At 58.1% G+C, this 14612-nt stretch carries 12 protein-coding genes and 1 pseudogene; 7 read left to right on the forward strand and 6 right to left on the reverse strand.

The genetic code is table 11. The features are described from left to right. Positions 1–246: 246 nt before the first annotated feature. The 5 genes and pseudogenes from MW046_RS06140 to MW046_RS06160 form a co-directional block, all read right to left on the reverse strand. Positions 247–1029 carry a proteasome assembly chaperone family protein gene (locus MW046_RS06140; RefSeq protein WP_247994676.1) on the reverse strand — a complete coding sequence of 261 codons (783 nt, stop codon included), beginning with the start codon at positions 1027–1029 and terminating at the stop codon, positions 247–249. Between the two features lie 237 nt (positions 1030–1266). Continuing rightward, positions 1267–1818 (reverse strand): hypothetical protein, encoded by a 552-nt coding sequence (locus MW046_RS06145; RefSeq protein WP_247994677.1) that lies wholly within the window; start codon positions 1816–1818, stop codon positions 1267–1269. A 342-nt stretch (positions 1819–2160) separates the two neighbouring features. Then, complete coding sequence (locus MW046_RS06150) at positions 2161–2826, reverse strand: HD domain-containing protein (protein ID WP_247994678.1); 666 nt, start codon at positions 2824–2826, stop codon at positions 2161–2163. A gap of 208 nt (positions 2827–3034) precedes the next feature. Beyond that, positions 3035–3820 carry an enoyl-CoA hydratase/isomerase family protein gene (locus tag MW046_RS06155; protein WP_247994679.1) on the reverse strand — a complete coding sequence of 262 codons (786 nt, stop codon included), beginning with the start codon at positions 3818–3820 and terminating at the stop codon, positions 3035–3037. Positions 3821–3865: 45 nt separating this feature from the next. Then, positions 3866–5611: pseudogene (locus tag MW046_RS06160) on the reverse strand (Rieske (2Fe-2S) protein). 118 nt (positions 5612–5729) lie between these two features. Between MW046_RS06160 and dnaJ the strand changes: the two are divergent. Further along, positions 5730–6872, forward strand: a complete 1143-nt coding sequence (dnaJ, locus tag MW046_RS06170) for a molecular chaperone DnaJ (protein WP_247994682.1) — start codon at positions 5730–5732, stop codon at positions 6870–6872. A 55-nt stretch (positions 6873–6927) separates the two neighbouring features. Continuing rightward, on the forward strand, positions 6928–7632 hold the full coding sequence (locus tag MW046_RS06175; RefSeq protein WP_247994683.1) for an AMP-binding protein: 705 nt from the start codon (positions 6928–6930) through the stop codon (positions 7630–7632). A gap of 13 nt (positions 7633–7645) precedes the next feature. On the opposite strand, the gene MW046_RS06180 is transcribed toward MW046_RS06175, so the two are convergent. Beyond that, positions 7646–9613, reverse strand: coding sequence for an AMP-binding protein (locus MW046_RS06180; RefSeq protein WP_247994684.1), 1968 nt, complete (start codon positions 9611–9613; stop codon positions 7646–7648). Positions 9614–9763: 150 nt separating this feature from the next. Between MW046_RS06180 and MW046_RS06185 the strand changes: the two genes are divergently transcribed. The 5 genes from MW046_RS06185 to MW046_RS06205 all read left to right on the forward strand — a co-directional run bounded on the left by MW046_RS06185 (position 9764) and on the right by MW046_RS06205 (position 14530). Then, positions 9764–10375, forward strand: coding sequence for a GNAT family N-acetyltransferase (locus MW046_RS06185; RefSeq protein WP_247994685.1), 612 nt, complete (start codon positions 9764–9766; stop codon positions 10373–10375). Between the two features lie 118 nt (positions 10376–10493). Further along, entirely contained in the window at positions 10494–12176 is a 1683-nt protein-coding gene (locus MW046_RS06190) for an acyl-CoA mutase large subunit family protein (RefSeq protein ID WP_247994686.1), read from the forward strand. Positions 12177–12257: 81 nt separating this feature from the next. After that, positions 12258–12641: a methylmalonyl-CoA epimerase gene (mce, locus tag MW046_RS06195; RefSeq protein ID WP_247994687.1), complete on the forward strand. Its 384-nt coding sequence runs from the start codon at positions 12258–12260 to the stop codon at positions 12639–12641. 128 nt (positions 12642–12769) lie between these two features. Continuing rightward, positions 12770–13204, forward strand: coding sequence for a hypothetical protein (locus MW046_RS06200; RefSeq protein WP_247994688.1), 435 nt, complete (start codon positions 12770–12772; stop codon positions 13202–13204). Between the two features lie 837 nt (positions 13205–14041). Beyond that, positions 14042–14530 (forward strand): deoxyuridine 5'-triphosphate nucleotidohydrolase, encoded by a 489-nt coding sequence (locus MW046_RS06205; protein WP_247994689.1) that lies wholly within the window; start codon positions 14042–14044, stop codon positions 14528–14530. The last annotated feature ends 82 nt before the right edge of the window (positions 14531–14612 follow it).

Below are 14612 nucleotides of genomic sequence, written 5' to 3' on the forward strand. Positions count from 1 at the left end.
CAAAACGGGGCCGTCCGTACATCGAATTACGGCAATCAGTCCGCATCATCAGCTGCGCTCGATGCTGGAACGGTCATCGAAGGGAACGTTATCGGGGCGGATCTACGTGGACCTTTATACCATCTGTGTACAGGGGGGTCCACGAAGATCGGTCGGACTCTCACTGAATGAGAAATGTTTATGAGACCTATCCGTGAGTATTCACCACCTGTTACAACAGGGCAGAAACCCACTACGGGACTAGGATCACTGGAAGCCCCGCAGCGGTGTGGCTTGTGAGCTCTCTTCAGTTTTGGCTTGTTGCATTTGCGTGGCCAGTCGTTGGCGCGCCGTTTGGATCTCCTCGGCTTGCTCGGTGAGGGGAGAGGTGTCGATATCGAGTCCTGTGATGGGCGCGATCCCGTGGTCGAGCAGGGCTTTCGAGGCATTGGGATCGGGAAACTGCGGGTTCGATTCGACGACGAGACCGACGCTCGTCAGTCCCCTGTCGAGTGCTTCGTGGAGCAGCGCCCCTGTGGGTCCGCTCATGGCACCGCTCTGTTTGGGAGGAACGATCCCAGCGGCGTCGAGGTGGTCGGTTCCGTCTCCCGTGGCGACGCCGAACAACTCCGGGCTGTGTTCTCCGCCGATCTTCGTGCGCTGCTCCTCGTCGTCCGTCTGTCCTTGACCCTGCTTGGGCAGCCCGCTGAGAAACAGTGGCGTTACGTCGTTCGATTCGAGCCACCCGACGACGCAGTTCGCAAACGCCTCTCGGCTTTCGGCGGCGATCGGAACCTCGCTGTGCAACACCAACAGGTCGCGCTCGGCGTCGGCGTACAGCCTCACGGGCGGTTTGAGTTCGGAGTCTTCGTCGTGGTAGATGGCCACCGGCGGTAGCCCCGAACACTGAACGGCAGCGTGGTACGTCATGTCAAACGTGTCTATGATGTGGTCTGCGGCGATCTTCCCCACGAGACCGACGCCCGGTAGCCCCTCGATACACGTCGGTTCCTCAAGATCGACCTCGTTTTCGATGGTGATCGTCGCCATACCTCACGTAGGGACTCCAGCGTTTTGTACACCCACCTTTTTTACGCGAGGGTGGCCGTCAGCCACCCGAGCGGAAAAAATCTGCATTGCAAGAGCTTCGCTCTTGCAGGCTCCCACTCGCTTCGCTCGCGGGAAGACCAAAAAAAAGCCGCTCACTCCGCTCCGCTTCGTTCGCGGTGACTACACCTGCGTCTCCCGCCTCCGCGACCGCTTCCGCCTCCGCCGACTCTGTTGTTCTCAATCGTCGGCGTGGACGATAGGCGGCTCGCTAACGGCGCGTGCGACCTCGGGATAGTGTTGGCGCAATCCATCGAGGTCGCCGCGCTGGCGATAGTGGCAGTACTCCGCCAGCGTCGTGACTAACGCTGCTGGCGCACTCCCTGCCTCGGGTTGTTCGGTCACTTCGGCAGGCTCTCGATCGTTTTCGGGTGTGTACACCGACTGGACGACGGTCCCATCACGTTGTTCGTGATAGCGCACCCGGCCGCCGTTCTCGAACCACCCCGCGACGACCAGCTCTTTCGCCGCCTCGTAGCGCGTGATGTTCGCAATCCCGGGCAAATCGTCGTAGTCCGCTTGTGACCGACCAAGCCCGGCCGTCGCTAGAATCTCCTCGATCTGCGTGGCGTGCGCGCAACCCGAACTCCGACAGGGACGGCACCACGTCCCTGTCCCCACATCCACAACGTGGTACAGCTCTGCCTTCGAGATTGTCCCTCGATCCGCCACAGTCGAGAGGTTTACCGATTCATCCTGCCGATCCCAGAACTGAAACACTGGTAACGTCATCGGCGGCCCTCCAATAGGGGGCAATCAACCCGATGTGCGTACCGCAACCGAACCGGCCGACCACAGTTCCGACAGCGCTGGCGCTGTTCATATTCTTGATACGATTCGACACCGTTACATGTCTCTGTTGCGTTCCCAATCATGGGTTCTTGCACCGCAGAGGACCCAGCGTCGGGTGCTCTTGACACCCGGCGCGTTCACTATGAACGCACACGCCTTGGGGCGCTGCTGGCGTCCTCGTTTATCGTTCCTTACCCCTTCACATATAAAGGTACTGATCGTATCGGGTATATTATGATACGCTAACAACTCGTCCAGCGCGATCGCGCAGGGATCGCGGCCCTACCGGTTCCCGTCGACGCCGAGTTCATCAGCGAACCGGTCGAAAAACGCCTCCATGAACTCCCAGCGGGCAGTTCCGAGCTGTTTCGCTGGTAGCGTGTACAACCGATCGAGACGCTCACGTGCCCACTTCCGAAGAAGCGTCACGTCCGGGCGATCCGATCCGATCGTATCCGACGCTGTCGCGTCGTCGATCACGGCGTACTGCTCTCCGGTTCGCCCCGAGCGTTCCCCGATGATACAGGCCAGCCGAACGATCCCACGCGCCCCAGCGGCGTCCAACTTGTCCGCATCGAACAGCAGTTTCGCTTCGATCGTCTCCGGTTCTGGAGAACTCGACCGAATGCTGTGCGCTCGGATGCAGTGTGTGATCGCATCGATTCGGGCACTCGCTACGCCTTCGGCGTCGAGCAGCGCCGCCGCTTTCGTCGTCGCCCACTTGTCGTGATGATCGATCTCTCCGACTCGCTCTCGTGGACGGCCGATATCGTGGAGCCACGCCGCTGCAGACAGGATGGCACGGTCGACGGCGGTACCACACTCATCCGCCAACCGAACGGACAGATTCCGCACGCGCTTGGCGTGGAATTCATCGTGCGCCGGAAGCGCATCTTCGTAGTAGGGCATCGCCAACCGTCGAGCAAGCGAACTCAATTCCTCCGTCATAGGCGGGATCGACCCCCGGACAGTATAGCGATTGTGGCTGGGAATCCCCAGAGGGCAAAAGTCACATCAATCTCTCAAGTCTCCTCAGAGAGTGTATCGACAACAAACGAAAGGAATCCGGTTCAGCCGACTAACGGCAGTTGATCAGCACCATGTCGCATTCCCGCCCGGCCTGAAGGCCGGGATTCCCTGCTTGTAAAAGATGGCACTACCGACCGATGAACTCCGGATCGTCGTCCTCGAAAAACGCTGCATACCCCCGTTGATAATCCTCGGTTCGGGCGGCAGTTGCGATAGCGTCGGTTTCCTTTGCGAGCTGTTGGGCGAGATCCCGGTCGAAACTCTCGGTGAGCAGCCGCTTGGTCGCGCTGAGCGCGGCGGTCGGGCCGTCTGCGAGCCGCTGGGCGACGGCGTCGAGTCGCTCGTCGAACGAGTCGGCGGGAACGCTCTCGGTAACGAGACCGAGACTCACAGCGTGATCGGCCCCGATGGGTTCGTCGAGCAGAGCGATCTCTTTGGCCCGGCGAAGCCCGACCAGTCGGGGCAACAGAAACGTCGCACCACCGTCGCCGGTGAGTCCGATCTCCGGATACGCGAACTGGATCGTGGCATCCTCTGCCATCACGACGAGATCTCCACCGAGCGCCAACCCGACGCCCGCACCAGCGGCGACGCCGTTGATCCCGGTCACGACCGGCGTATCCGCCTGATGGAGCTGGATCACGCTGTCGTGAAGCGTCGAAGCGAGCCGTCGCAATCGTGGCGCATCCCGCTCGTCACCATCCAGTGCCGTGAGATCGGCTCCCGAACAGAACGCTTCGGTGCCCGTAAGCACCAAACACCGAACGGTTTCGTCGTCGTTTAGCGCCGTGATTACCGTGAAGAGTTCCTCAGCCATCGTCGTCGTGAGCGAGTTGAAACCAGCTGGGCTGTCGAGCGCGATCCGAGCGACCGACTCGTCGGTCTCGACGTGAAGGGTCTTGTAATCGGTCATGACCGGTGTACAACTGCAGCTGTGATAAAGCAAGTGGAGTGAAATTCACTCCGCTGTCGATGTGTGGATCGACTCACCACGGTGGAGGCGATCAGCGATCGTGTACGTCTGTTCGGCTTCGCGGCGCGTCGGGAAGTGGGCGGCCATATACCGAGCGGTCGCCATGAGCGCCACGCGTCGGTCACCGTCGCAGTCAGCTCGGTCGAACTGTGCAAACGCGGCCTCGACGTTTTGGAGCGTGTGGAAGTTCGCGTCTTCGCCCAACAGCCCCGTTCCCAGCGTCCGTTTGAGTGCTGCTGGATCACCACCCGCGTCGAAATGCTCATTTACCAGCCGTGTAGCGCGGTCGACCTCTCCCTGTTCGTCGAACGTTTCAAGCAGTGTCTCCCGAATCTCGGCCGGATCTCGGTCAGAGGCAACCGGCTCAGGGATCGGGGCGGGGGGCGTGTTGAGAAATCGATCGAGATAAACGCTCATCGCGGCGTCGATACAGCCACGATACACCTCGATCGCGTCGGTTCGTCGGGCCATGCCGTGAACGGCGTTCGCGTAGGAAAACGTGTGATGAACGGTGTTCCAGTCCGAGAACTCGTTGCTGGTCGAAAACTGCACGATCCGGCGGGCGGCGGCAGTGGTAACCGCGTGGGCGAGCTGTTCGTGCGTCGCTCCTGTGCGGATGGCGTCGGTGAGCGCCTCCGTGATCGCGTGGGGATCGTCCCCAAGTAGCGTTTCGATGAATCCCGCTGGGCGCTCCCACGTTCGACCCTCGCCCGCGGCGACCAGTTCCGACAGCCGATCATCGGCGTCGAAACACAATTGAGCCACGTCGATCGGTTGGCGCCACGCCGAGCGTTCCTCACTCCGACTCGCGTCCGTAATCTGCTGGACCGTCGCTGCGAGGATCGAATCGGCGTGCTCCCACCCGAGATGGTCGACCATTTCGAACGCTTTGTTGATGAAATCGAGCGTATGACCCGTGTTCATGTACAAGTGATCGGTGGCAGCAGCGGCCAGTATCCCCGCGACCTGCGGCGGAGCGAGGTTCTCGACAGCAGTGAGCAAACACCGTTCGGCCCCGTCAGTGTCGCGTACTTCACACGTCTCCCGAAACCACGACTTCAACCGGTCGTAGCCCAACGATCGATTCGCAAACTGATACTGGCTGAACCGTGGCGGCTCGTCCGCACAGTCGTCGGCGACGTATCGAACGCCGGTGTACAGCGCGCGGGTCCGATCGGCAACCGAGAGATCGTCGTAGACGTTCGCCATCGCAGCCAACACTGTCAATCCTGACCCCCACCCCATATCACGGTAGTTCGTTCCGAAGTTCACCGCAGTCTCGATAGGGGTGTAAAACCCCTCATTCTCGGCATCGAGTCCGATGACCGCCTTCGCCATGACGAGCGGAAGGTTCTCTTGAAGACCGTCCGCGAGCCGGTTACGCCAGTAGATCGATTCGGAAACGGTTCGTTCGGGATCCGGGTCCAGATACACGCCGTCCTCGCGTAGTTCGACCGGATACGTCTGGACGTCGTCCGCTCAGATGTCGAACGTATCTCCCTCCGCGAGTTCGAACCGGGCGTGGTGCCAGTGACACGTCAGTATCCCGTCGTCGATCGTACCCTGTGAGAGAGGAAATCCCATGTGGGGACACCGGTTATCGACCGCGTACGCCGTTCCATCGCGATGAAAAAGCGCGATCGCTCGCCCCGGATTGACGACCATCTGCCCGTCGGCCACGAGCGTCGACCGATCGGCGACCCGGACGAACGCTGATTCATCATCATTCATACAGTGACATGGTATCCCAACACACAAAACAGTTCCCTGAACAGTATTTTTGTAAGGAAATGCGATAGATCTGGAGGCGTTCTTTTCAAGTATCTCAACAGCCAATAGTCTCTAACGAATGAGCGACGATTTTTATGACGTACTTGGCGTCTCTCGTGATGCAAGCGAGGACGAGATCAAATCGGCGTACCGGAAGAAGGCTGCGGAGTATCATCCGGACGTGAGCGACGATCCCAACGCAGAAGAGAAGTTCAAGCAGGTCAAGAAGGCCAAGGAGGTGCTCACCGATGATCAGGCCCGCCAAGCGTACGACCAGATGGGCCACGAGCGCTTCGAGCAAGCGGAAAAACGCGGTGGGTTCGACGGCGGGCCCGGAGCGGGTGCGGGCGGGGATCCGTTCGGTGGTGTCGGTGGGGACAGCCCATTCGGAGACATTTTCGATCAGTTTTTTGGCGGTGGAAACGGTCGTCGCAGCGGTGCGCGTCCGGGTCGTGATCTCCAGACCCGGCTGCGGATCGATCTCGAAGACGCCTATCACGGCGTCGAAAAACGGATGACAGTCAACCGGCCCGAACAGTGTGACGAATGTGACGGGACGGGACATCCACCGGACGCGGAATCTCGGACCTGCTCGGTGTGTAACGGCAGGGGGCAACGAACTACCGTTCAGCAAACGCCGCTCGGACGAGTCCAGCAAACACAGACGTGCCGGGAGTGTGAAGGGACCGGCACGGTTTACACGGCAAGCTGTTCGACGTGTGATGGCGACGGACAGGTCGTCAATGAAACGACGCTCACGGTCGACGTTCCAGCCGGGATCAGCGACGGACAGACGCTCCGATTGGAGCGCGAGGGCGCACCAAGCGAGAGCGGCGGCCCGAACGGCGATCTACTCGTCGAGATCGCCGTTGAATCGCATCCCGACTTCGAACGCGACGGCAACGATCTCGTCCATCGACTTGCAGTGTCGTTCCCGCAGGTGGTGTTCGGTGATGAGGTCGAAGTGCCGACGATTGACGGGGCCGCATCCTTCGAAATCCCGTCTGGAACGCAAAGCGGCGAACGGTTCCGGCTACAAGGGAAAGGGATGCCTCGATTGCAACGCCGGGGGCAGGGCGATCTCTACGTGTACGTGCAGGTCGTCACGCCCGAGAGCATGAACGAAGAGCAGCGTGAGGCGCTACGGGCGTTCGCCGAAGCTGGTGGCGAGGAGATCGACGTGAGCCAAGGATTCTTCGAGAAGCTCAAACATTCGTTGTGAGACGAAACACACTGGTCTCTCCTGGTGAGGCTCCCGAACGAGGGGAATATCAGACGTGACCGGCCTTGAGGAGCTACTCACCCGCGATCGGCGAACTGATTCGACGGCGCTTCGAGACGAGGCAAACGACCACCAGTACGACTATCGACGGTTCTGTACGACGGTGTGGAAAGTCGGAAACCTGCTCCATCACTTCGGCGTACGGTCGGGGACGCCAGTCGTCATCGCCGGGGACCGACAGCCGGAGCCGGTACTCTCGGTGCTCGCAACGGCGATGCTCGGCGGTGTCGTTCGTTTCGGGAGCGAAGCAACCACCGAAGCGAAGGTGATCGTCGCTCCGACCCCCGATTTAGAGCCGAACTGTCCGCCCGGAACCCACCGGATCGGCTACGGTGAGCGACCGGACGACCCGGGCGACACCTTCTTTGAGCAGGACGTATGGCGCGAGAACCCCACGGAGCCACCGGCTACTGTCGACCCAGACGCACCGGTGCTTCAAGCGGGAGAAACGATCTACACCCACAGGGCGCTGCTCAACTCGGCCCAGTCAGTCGTCGATCGGCAGAAACTCACCGCCGATAGCACGGTCGCCGTTCGCGCGCCGCTCGAACGACCCGAAACGATCGTGGCCGGGATCATCGCACCATTGGTAGCTGGCGCGACCATTCTGCTTCCCGACGACGGCGTGGACGACTGTCTCATCGTCGTCGAAAACGGATCGGACTCCCAACGCCGCGTGATCGATGCGGTTGAGCTGTGACCGATAGGACCGTTTAGCGCGCGTCTTCAAGTCGTTCGAGTGCACCGGGGTTCTCGATGCTCGAAAGATCGCCGAGTTCCTCGTCGTTGTACACCGATTCGATCGCGCGACGGACGATCTTTCCGGATTGAGTTTTCGGAAACTCGTCGACGAACAACACGTTTCGGGGACGGAACGGCTTTCCGAGCGTTTCGCCAACCTGCTCGCGCAGTTGTGTCCGGAGATCATCGGACGCCTCGACGCCCGGTGCCGTGATGACATACGCGACGACCGCCGTTCCGGTCGTGGCGTCCTCCGCACCGATGGCTGCGGCCTGGTTGACGAGATCACTGTCCATGAGCGCGCCCTCGACCTCGGCGGGACCGACCTTCCGTCCGGCAACGTTGAGCGCGTCGTCGGCGCGGCCGTGGAGGAACCAAAAGCCGTCTTCATCCTGTTGTGCCCAGTCACCGTGGTCCCACATCGGTGGATCCTCGAACGTCGACCAGTACTCCGTGAGATACCGCTCATCACCCGACCAGAGCGATTTCGTCATCGAGGGACACGAATCCCGGGCGACGAGAAATCCGCGTTCGTTGTCTTCAGCAACACTCTCGCCCGATGCGTCCACGATGTCGACGGCCATGCCGAGTCCGGGTTTGCCGAGGGTACACGGTTTGAGCGCCATCCCGGGAAGGGGCATCAGGAAACAGCCACAGATCTCGGTGCCCCCGGAGATGTTGATGATGGGAATCTCGCCACCACCTACGTTCTCGAAGAACCAGTGCCATGACTCGGGGTCCCACGGCTCACCGGTCGATCCGAGTAGCCGAAGCGAAGAGAGATCGTGATCGGAGAGCCACCCGTTGCCCTGTTTGCGAAGCGCCCTGATCGCGGTGGGAGAGATGCCGAACACCGACAGCTCGTGACGGTCGATCATTTTCCAGAAGCGATCCGGCTGGGGGTAATCCGGCGCACCCTCGTAGATGAACACCGTGCCGCCGAACGTGTGGTTGCCGATGAGCGTCCATGGCCCCATCATCCAACCGATGTCTGACACCCAGAAGAACCGATCACCGGGTTTGTGATCGAAACCGAAGTACATCTCCTTTGCACACTGCATCTGGATTCCAGCGTGGGTGTGAACGATGCCTTTCGGCATTCCGGTAGTGCCCGAAGAGTACAACAACATCGATTCGGCGCTCGCATCGAGTTCGCGGGTTTCGAACGCAGCCGAGCACGCACCGACGGCCTCGTCCCACCGTTCGTCCCGGGAATCGTTCCACGGAACGTCGGCACCGAGTCGGTCGTAGACGATCGTGTGCTCGACGTGGCCTGCCACGTCGATCGCCTCGTCGGCGGTGTCTTTCAGAATGACGTCGCTCCCGCGCCGACGGAAGCCGTCCCCAGTGAACAACACCGAACATTCGGCGTCCCCAATCCGGGTTGCGGTGGCATCGACGCCAAAGCCCGAAAAGATCGGCACAGCGATCGCACCCACCTTGAAACACCCATACAAGATCGACACGACCTCGGGGACCATCGGCATGTACAGTCCCACCGTATCGCCGGTCTCGATCCCTCGCTCCACCAACGCGTTGGCTACCTTGTTCGACTCCCGATGCAGTTCGTGGTAGGTGACCTCTCGAACGGTACCGTCCTCGCCCTCCCAGATCGTCGCCACCGAGTTTCGGGTGGGACTGTCCGGCCGAGCGTGCCGATCCACCGTGTTGTGGGCGATGTTGATCGTCCCACCGGGATACCAATCAGTGAACTGAGGACCCTCCGTATCGTCTCGAACGCGGTCGTACGGCTCGTAGAATTCGATGCCCAAGTACTCCACCAGCTCGTCCCAGAACCACTCTACGTCCTGACTGCGTTCGATCAACGCATCGTGGTCCGTGATGTCGTACTCGTCCATGAACTCGAAGACGTTCGTCGATTCGACGGTCGTCCGGTCTGGATCGTAGACGATCTCGTCCATCATCGAGGTGTCGCTCATACTGGCGAATGTTACCCAAACAGCAAGTAATTTCGGATGGGCACGACGGGGTAGGTGTTATCACCACCCGGTCAGACGAGTGAACGGCACGATCGTTGCAACGGAAAGCGGCGATAAACGCTTTTGTCGGCTGCTAGCTAATCATCGAGTATGTACGTCCGGGACGCCAAAAACCGAGAAGAAGTTTGGTTGCTCGACCACATCGAGGAGATGGGGCTCGATGAAACCACGTTCCGGTCACGCGATTACGTCATTGCCATCGACGAGAAGACGAGCAAAAAAGCAGGATTCGGCCGGATCAGACTGCATAAAACGGGCAAAGAGACCGAACGAAGTCCGAGCGGACAGGGCACGGGCGGGGAAATCTGTGAACTCACGAGTATCGGTGTACTCGACGACTGGCGTCGACAAGGCGTCGGTGCACACGTCGTCGAGCGCCTCGTCGAGACCGCAATGGACCAAGGATTCGAGACGGTGTACTCCCTCACCGACGAGCCGGAGTATCTCGGCCAGTTTGGGTTCGAGGTGATCGAACCCGATGAGCTTCCCGAGGTTCTGCAAAACCGGCTGTCGGAAAAACGCGAGTCGCTCGCACCAAAAGCGGTTCCGATGGCGATCAACAGCGGCGCGTTCGAGATGCCGGCTCGGCTCCGAGAGCGGTTCAAACACGCCGCCGAACAGGTCTCGGAGGATGAACCGAAAGAAACACCGGAAGATTTCGGTATCGATTCCGAATCAGCAACGTACAAATATGACATATAATGATTGTGTGTCGTGGACTTGTCGCAGACAGAGCTGGCTCTTCCCAATAATATAAATACGATAACTTTTCAGCGACGACCCACCAAGGGTTAAGCCTGCCCGTCGCCACGGTCCACGCATGTTCGACGAGGAAGAGCTCCGTTCGATTCGAGATGGTCGAGACAAGTGGGAGGAAAACTCCTATCAACCTACGCTCGATCGGTTCGGTGAGCGAAAGGAGCAGTTTACGACCGACACGGGCGGCCACGAGGTTGATCCCCTGTACACACCGAACGATGTCGCTGATCTCGACTACGAGGATGACCTCGGATTTCCGGGAGCAGAGCCGTATACGCGCGGTGTTTATCCGACGATGTACCGGGGCCGGTTGTGGACGATGCGCCAGTACGCCGGGTTCTCGACGGCCGAAAAGACGAACGAACGGTATCACTATCTGCTAGACGAAGGCCAAACGGGGCTATCGATGGCGTTCGATCTGCCCACGCAGATGGGATACGACTCCGATGCGGAGATGGCAGCGGGGGAAGTCGGTAAATCCGGGGTCGCTATCGACTCGTTACACGATATGGAGACGGTGTTCGACGGAATCCCCTTGGACGAAGTGTCGACCAGTATGACGATCAACGCACCAGCCTCGGTGTTGCTGGCGATGTACATCGCCGTCGGTGATCGGCAGGGTGTCGATCGCTCACAGCTTCGGGGGACGATCCAAAACGACGTTCTCAAGGAGTATATCGCCCGAAACACCTATATCTACCCTCCCGAGCCGTCGATGCGGATCATCACCGACATCTTCGAGTTCTGTGCAACGGAGGTACCCAAGTTCAACACGATCTCGATCTCGGGATATCACATTCGAGAAGCGGGTTCGACCGCTGCACAGGAGATCGCCTTCACGCTCGCAGACGGGATGGAGTACGTCGAAACGGCACTCGACGCAGGGCTGAACGTCGATGAGTTCGCCCCGCAGCTATCGTTTTTCTTTGCAGCGTACAACAACATCTTAGAGGAGGTTGCGAAGTTCCGCGCCGCTCGACGGTTGTGGTACTCGCTGATGGAAGATCGATACGGCGCGGAAAACCCGAAATCGAAGCAGTTGAAGTTCCACACCCAAACAGCGGGATCGGCGCTCACCGCACAACAGATCGAGAACAACGTCGTCCGTGTCGCGTATCAGGCGTTAGCAGCCGTTCTCGGGGGAACACAGAGTCTTCATACCAACGGGAAAGACGAGGCGCTGTCACTTCCGACAGAGGAAAGCGTCCGAACCGCGCTGCGCACACAGCAGATCCTCGCCCACGAATCGGGAGCGGCCGACACGATCGATCCACTCGGCGGGAGCTACTACGTGGAACATCTCACCGACGAGTTAGAACAACAAGCCCGAGAGATCATCGAGGAGATCGACGAGCGCGACGGAATGCGCAACGCAATCGAAGAACAGTGGGTACAACGCCAGATCCAAGATGCTGCATTCGAACGCCAACGCGAGATCGAGGCGGGTGAACGGATCATCGTGGGAGTCAACGAGTTTACGGTCGACGAAGAACCGACCGAAGACATCGAAGAGGTAAATCCCGAGGACGAACGACGCCAGATTGAACGCTTGGAAGGCGTTCGAAAGCGCCGTGACGACAGTGAGGTCGAAGACGCCCTCGGAGCGCTTCGAACAGCTGCTCGTGGCGAGGACAACCTGATGCCGTACCTCATCGATGCCGTCAAGGCGTACGCGACGACCGGCGAGATCTGTAACGCGATGCGAGACGTGTTCGGAGAGTACCAACCCGGTACCGCACTGTGAACGATACATCACAGGGAGAACTACCGTCCCTCCCTGCCTGTTCCCGGGTGCTTTATTCGTGGGGGCAGTTACCAATCACATATGGATTTCGACCACGCCGGAATCGCTACCGACAACGCGGAGGCACTTGCCGAACAGTACTGTGAACTGTTCGAGACGAGCGTCGTCCACGAGGAAAAACTCGATGATCTTCGTGTCCGCTTTCTCGACATCGACGGCGGCTACTTCGAACTGCTCGAACCGACCGAACAGGGAACGGTTCAACGATATCTCGATCACAACGGACCCGGTATCCACCATCTTGCGCTCACGACAGCAGACATCAAAAGCGCACTCGAACGCGCACGCGATATGGGAATCGACCTTATCGATACGACGCCCCGGCCTGGCGCATGGGGACACGAGGTCGCGTTTCTGCATCCGAAATCGACGGGCGGTGTCCTCATCGAATTCGTCCAACACTAATGCCGATCGTGATGCGAATTCACACTGCTAACGTCAGCAACGAACGCAATAAATAATAAGTGATAGAAACGCTTACGGATGTGGCTGCGATGGAGTAACTAATGACCGTATCGATAGATCATTCAATTATGAAGATAGAAGATGATAAAACATCTAAACGGGGGGAACTCAATGAGGCATTTATTCGACGACAGAAAGAGCATTTAGCGAACATCGAGAAGCGGGATGATTACGTCATTTACGATCGTCCTGCTAAGCTCAGAATTCAGGCCGTTAAAGGGAGGGATATCTCCGAATGGGACATCGACTTCGAGACGGTCATAGAGGGGGGAGGGTCGACCACGTTCACGGTCGCTGGCCATGAATATCGAATCAAACTGTACGGCATCGAGAAACGGGAGGCTCACATTCACCAGTTACAAAGCGGATTGCACGTTTGTGTTTCAGTCGACCGGTTCGAAGACGGCAGGTGGGTCGAGTACATCGACAAGGGCGGAAGCCACCACCACGATCTGCGATGGGACATATCATATGATATCGAATTTCTCGAATTTATGGAATAAACCGTTTTTGAGTCGTTTTCCGTAGTATCCGTCCATCGTGATCTGACACACCGTCGTTCGATTTCGTCTCGCCACAGGTGCAGAAAGTTTACCACGATCATATTCATAAACGGATACCAACTGGTATGGAGTTCACTGCGATCGATAGGTTAAAGCTGTATGAGTTCGTAACACATTCGCGCGCAGATACTATGGAGGGTGAATATGCTGATTCGGTGTAACGAATGTGGCAGTAAAAATACCGTGATTACCGAGGACAGGGAATTCATCCGTTGTCTTGAATGTGGTAACACTGAAGGATAGTCTGAACGAGAGACGGTAGAACCTCCCGCTGTCCGCCAGTTTTTCCGCAATTGGATCCCTGATAATATCCACCGCACGATTATATAAACTATACTTGTTATTCATTCTGGTTATACGAACGGATGTAAATGAATTCCCCATCCGCTACTGTTTTTATGAATAATATACATCATATTTCCAATCATGTATGATACGTATCTTTTTATCGACGGTGTATCGGTGATCGAACCGGGTCGTAAAGTGAGTGCCCACATCTCCAAGCACGACTGCGTTTTCGATCACCGTCGGTGGTGAGAGAACAGCACCTCGATTCATACTCGGTGGATCTCTGCTAACGGAGCAAACGGACTCGTCCGCCTCAGTAGCTTCCTGCTTTTGAAACTTCGATGCCCGTCCCGGGTATCCGTGAAACACACCACCTCTAATCAATATATTGTTATGTACAATATTATTATAACATCAATAGGATCATTTCATTCATTATGGAAATAGGTACATAGAAAACATCATTTCGGATGCGCTCGGATGCAGGGTATGTTCCGACGTGGTACGTTCGTTCGTGAACAGTGTACACCAGTTTCGGATGATCAGCTACAGCCAAATGGAATCGATCTCACAGTGAGCGATGTGTTCGAACAGATGGACGCAGGACATGTAGGTCGTGATGGCAAGGAGATCGGCGATCGTCGGAGCCGCACTCCGCAATCTCTGACAGAAAATGAAGCACCAACGTACTATCTCGAACCGGGGGGATACATCGTCCGATACGGTGAAACGGTGACCATTCCGGACGGTCACGTTGGGTTCGTGTATCCTCGCTCGACGCTCATGCGCAACTCCTGTATGCTCAATACAGCCGTTTGGGACGCCGGATACGAGGGCAAGGGAGAAGGACTGTTACAGGTTCACCATGACATCGAACTCGAACAGGGCGCACGAATCGCACAACTCGTACTCGCACGGGCAAACCACGAGGAGACGTACGATGGAACGTACCAAGGTGAAAACGTCGATACGAAGTAGAATGGTCGACACAGCCGTCAGTGTACTGATCAGCTACTGAGATAGTACGGATAGATTCAGACGGTGTTATAGAACAGCAACG

Source organism: Halocatena salina (assembly GCF_023115355.1).
Classification (GTDB): Archaea; Halobacteriota; Halobacteria; order Halobacteriales; family Haloarculaceae; genus Halocatena; species Halocatena salina.

Excerpts from the sequence above, each read along its gene's own strand:
- MW046_RS06150 (WP_247994678.1), bottom strand. The coding sequence starts at position 2,826 with ATGACGGAGGAATTGAGTTCGCTTGCTCGACGGTTGGCGATGCCCTAC.
- MW046_RS06145 (WP_247994677.1), bottom strand. The coding sequence starts at position 1,818 with ATGACGTTACCAGTGTTTCAGTTCTGGGATCGGCAGGATGAATCGGTA.
- dnaJ (WP_247994682.1), top strand. The coding sequence starts at position 5,730 with ATGAGCGACGATTTTTATGACGTACTTGGCGTCTCTCGTGATGCAAGC.
- MW046_RS06180 (WP_247994684.1), bottom strand. The coding sequence starts at position 9,613 with ATGAGCGACACCTCGATGATGGACGAGATCGTCTACGATCCAGACCGG.
- MW046_RS06155 (WP_247994679.1), bottom strand. The coding sequence starts at position 3,820 with ATGACCGATTACAAGACCCTTCACGTCGAGACCGACGAGTCGGTCGCT.
- MW046_RS06140 (WP_247994676.1), bottom strand. The coding sequence starts at position 1,029 with ATGGCGACGATCACCATCGAAAACGAGGTCGATCTTGAGGAACCGACG.
- mce (WP_247994687.1), top strand. The coding sequence starts at position 12,258 with ATGGATTTCGACCACGCCGGAATCGCTACCGACAACGCGGAGGCACTT.
- MW046_RS06185 (WP_247994685.1), top strand. The coding sequence starts at position 9,764 with ATGTACGTCCGGGACGCCAAAAACCGAGAAGAAGTTTGGTTGCTCGAC.
- MW046_RS06200 (WP_247994688.1), top strand. The coding sequence starts at position 12,770 with ATGAAGATAGAAGATGATAAAACATCTAAACGGGGGGAACTCAATGAG.
- MW046_RS06190 (WP_247994686.1), top strand. The coding sequence starts at position 10,494 with ATGTTCGACGAGGAAGAGCTCCGTTCGATTCGAGATGGTCGAGACAAG.
- MW046_RS06205 (WP_247994689.1), top strand. The coding sequence starts at position 14,042 with ATGTTCCGACGTGGTACGTTCGTTCGTGAACAGTGTACACCAGTTTCG.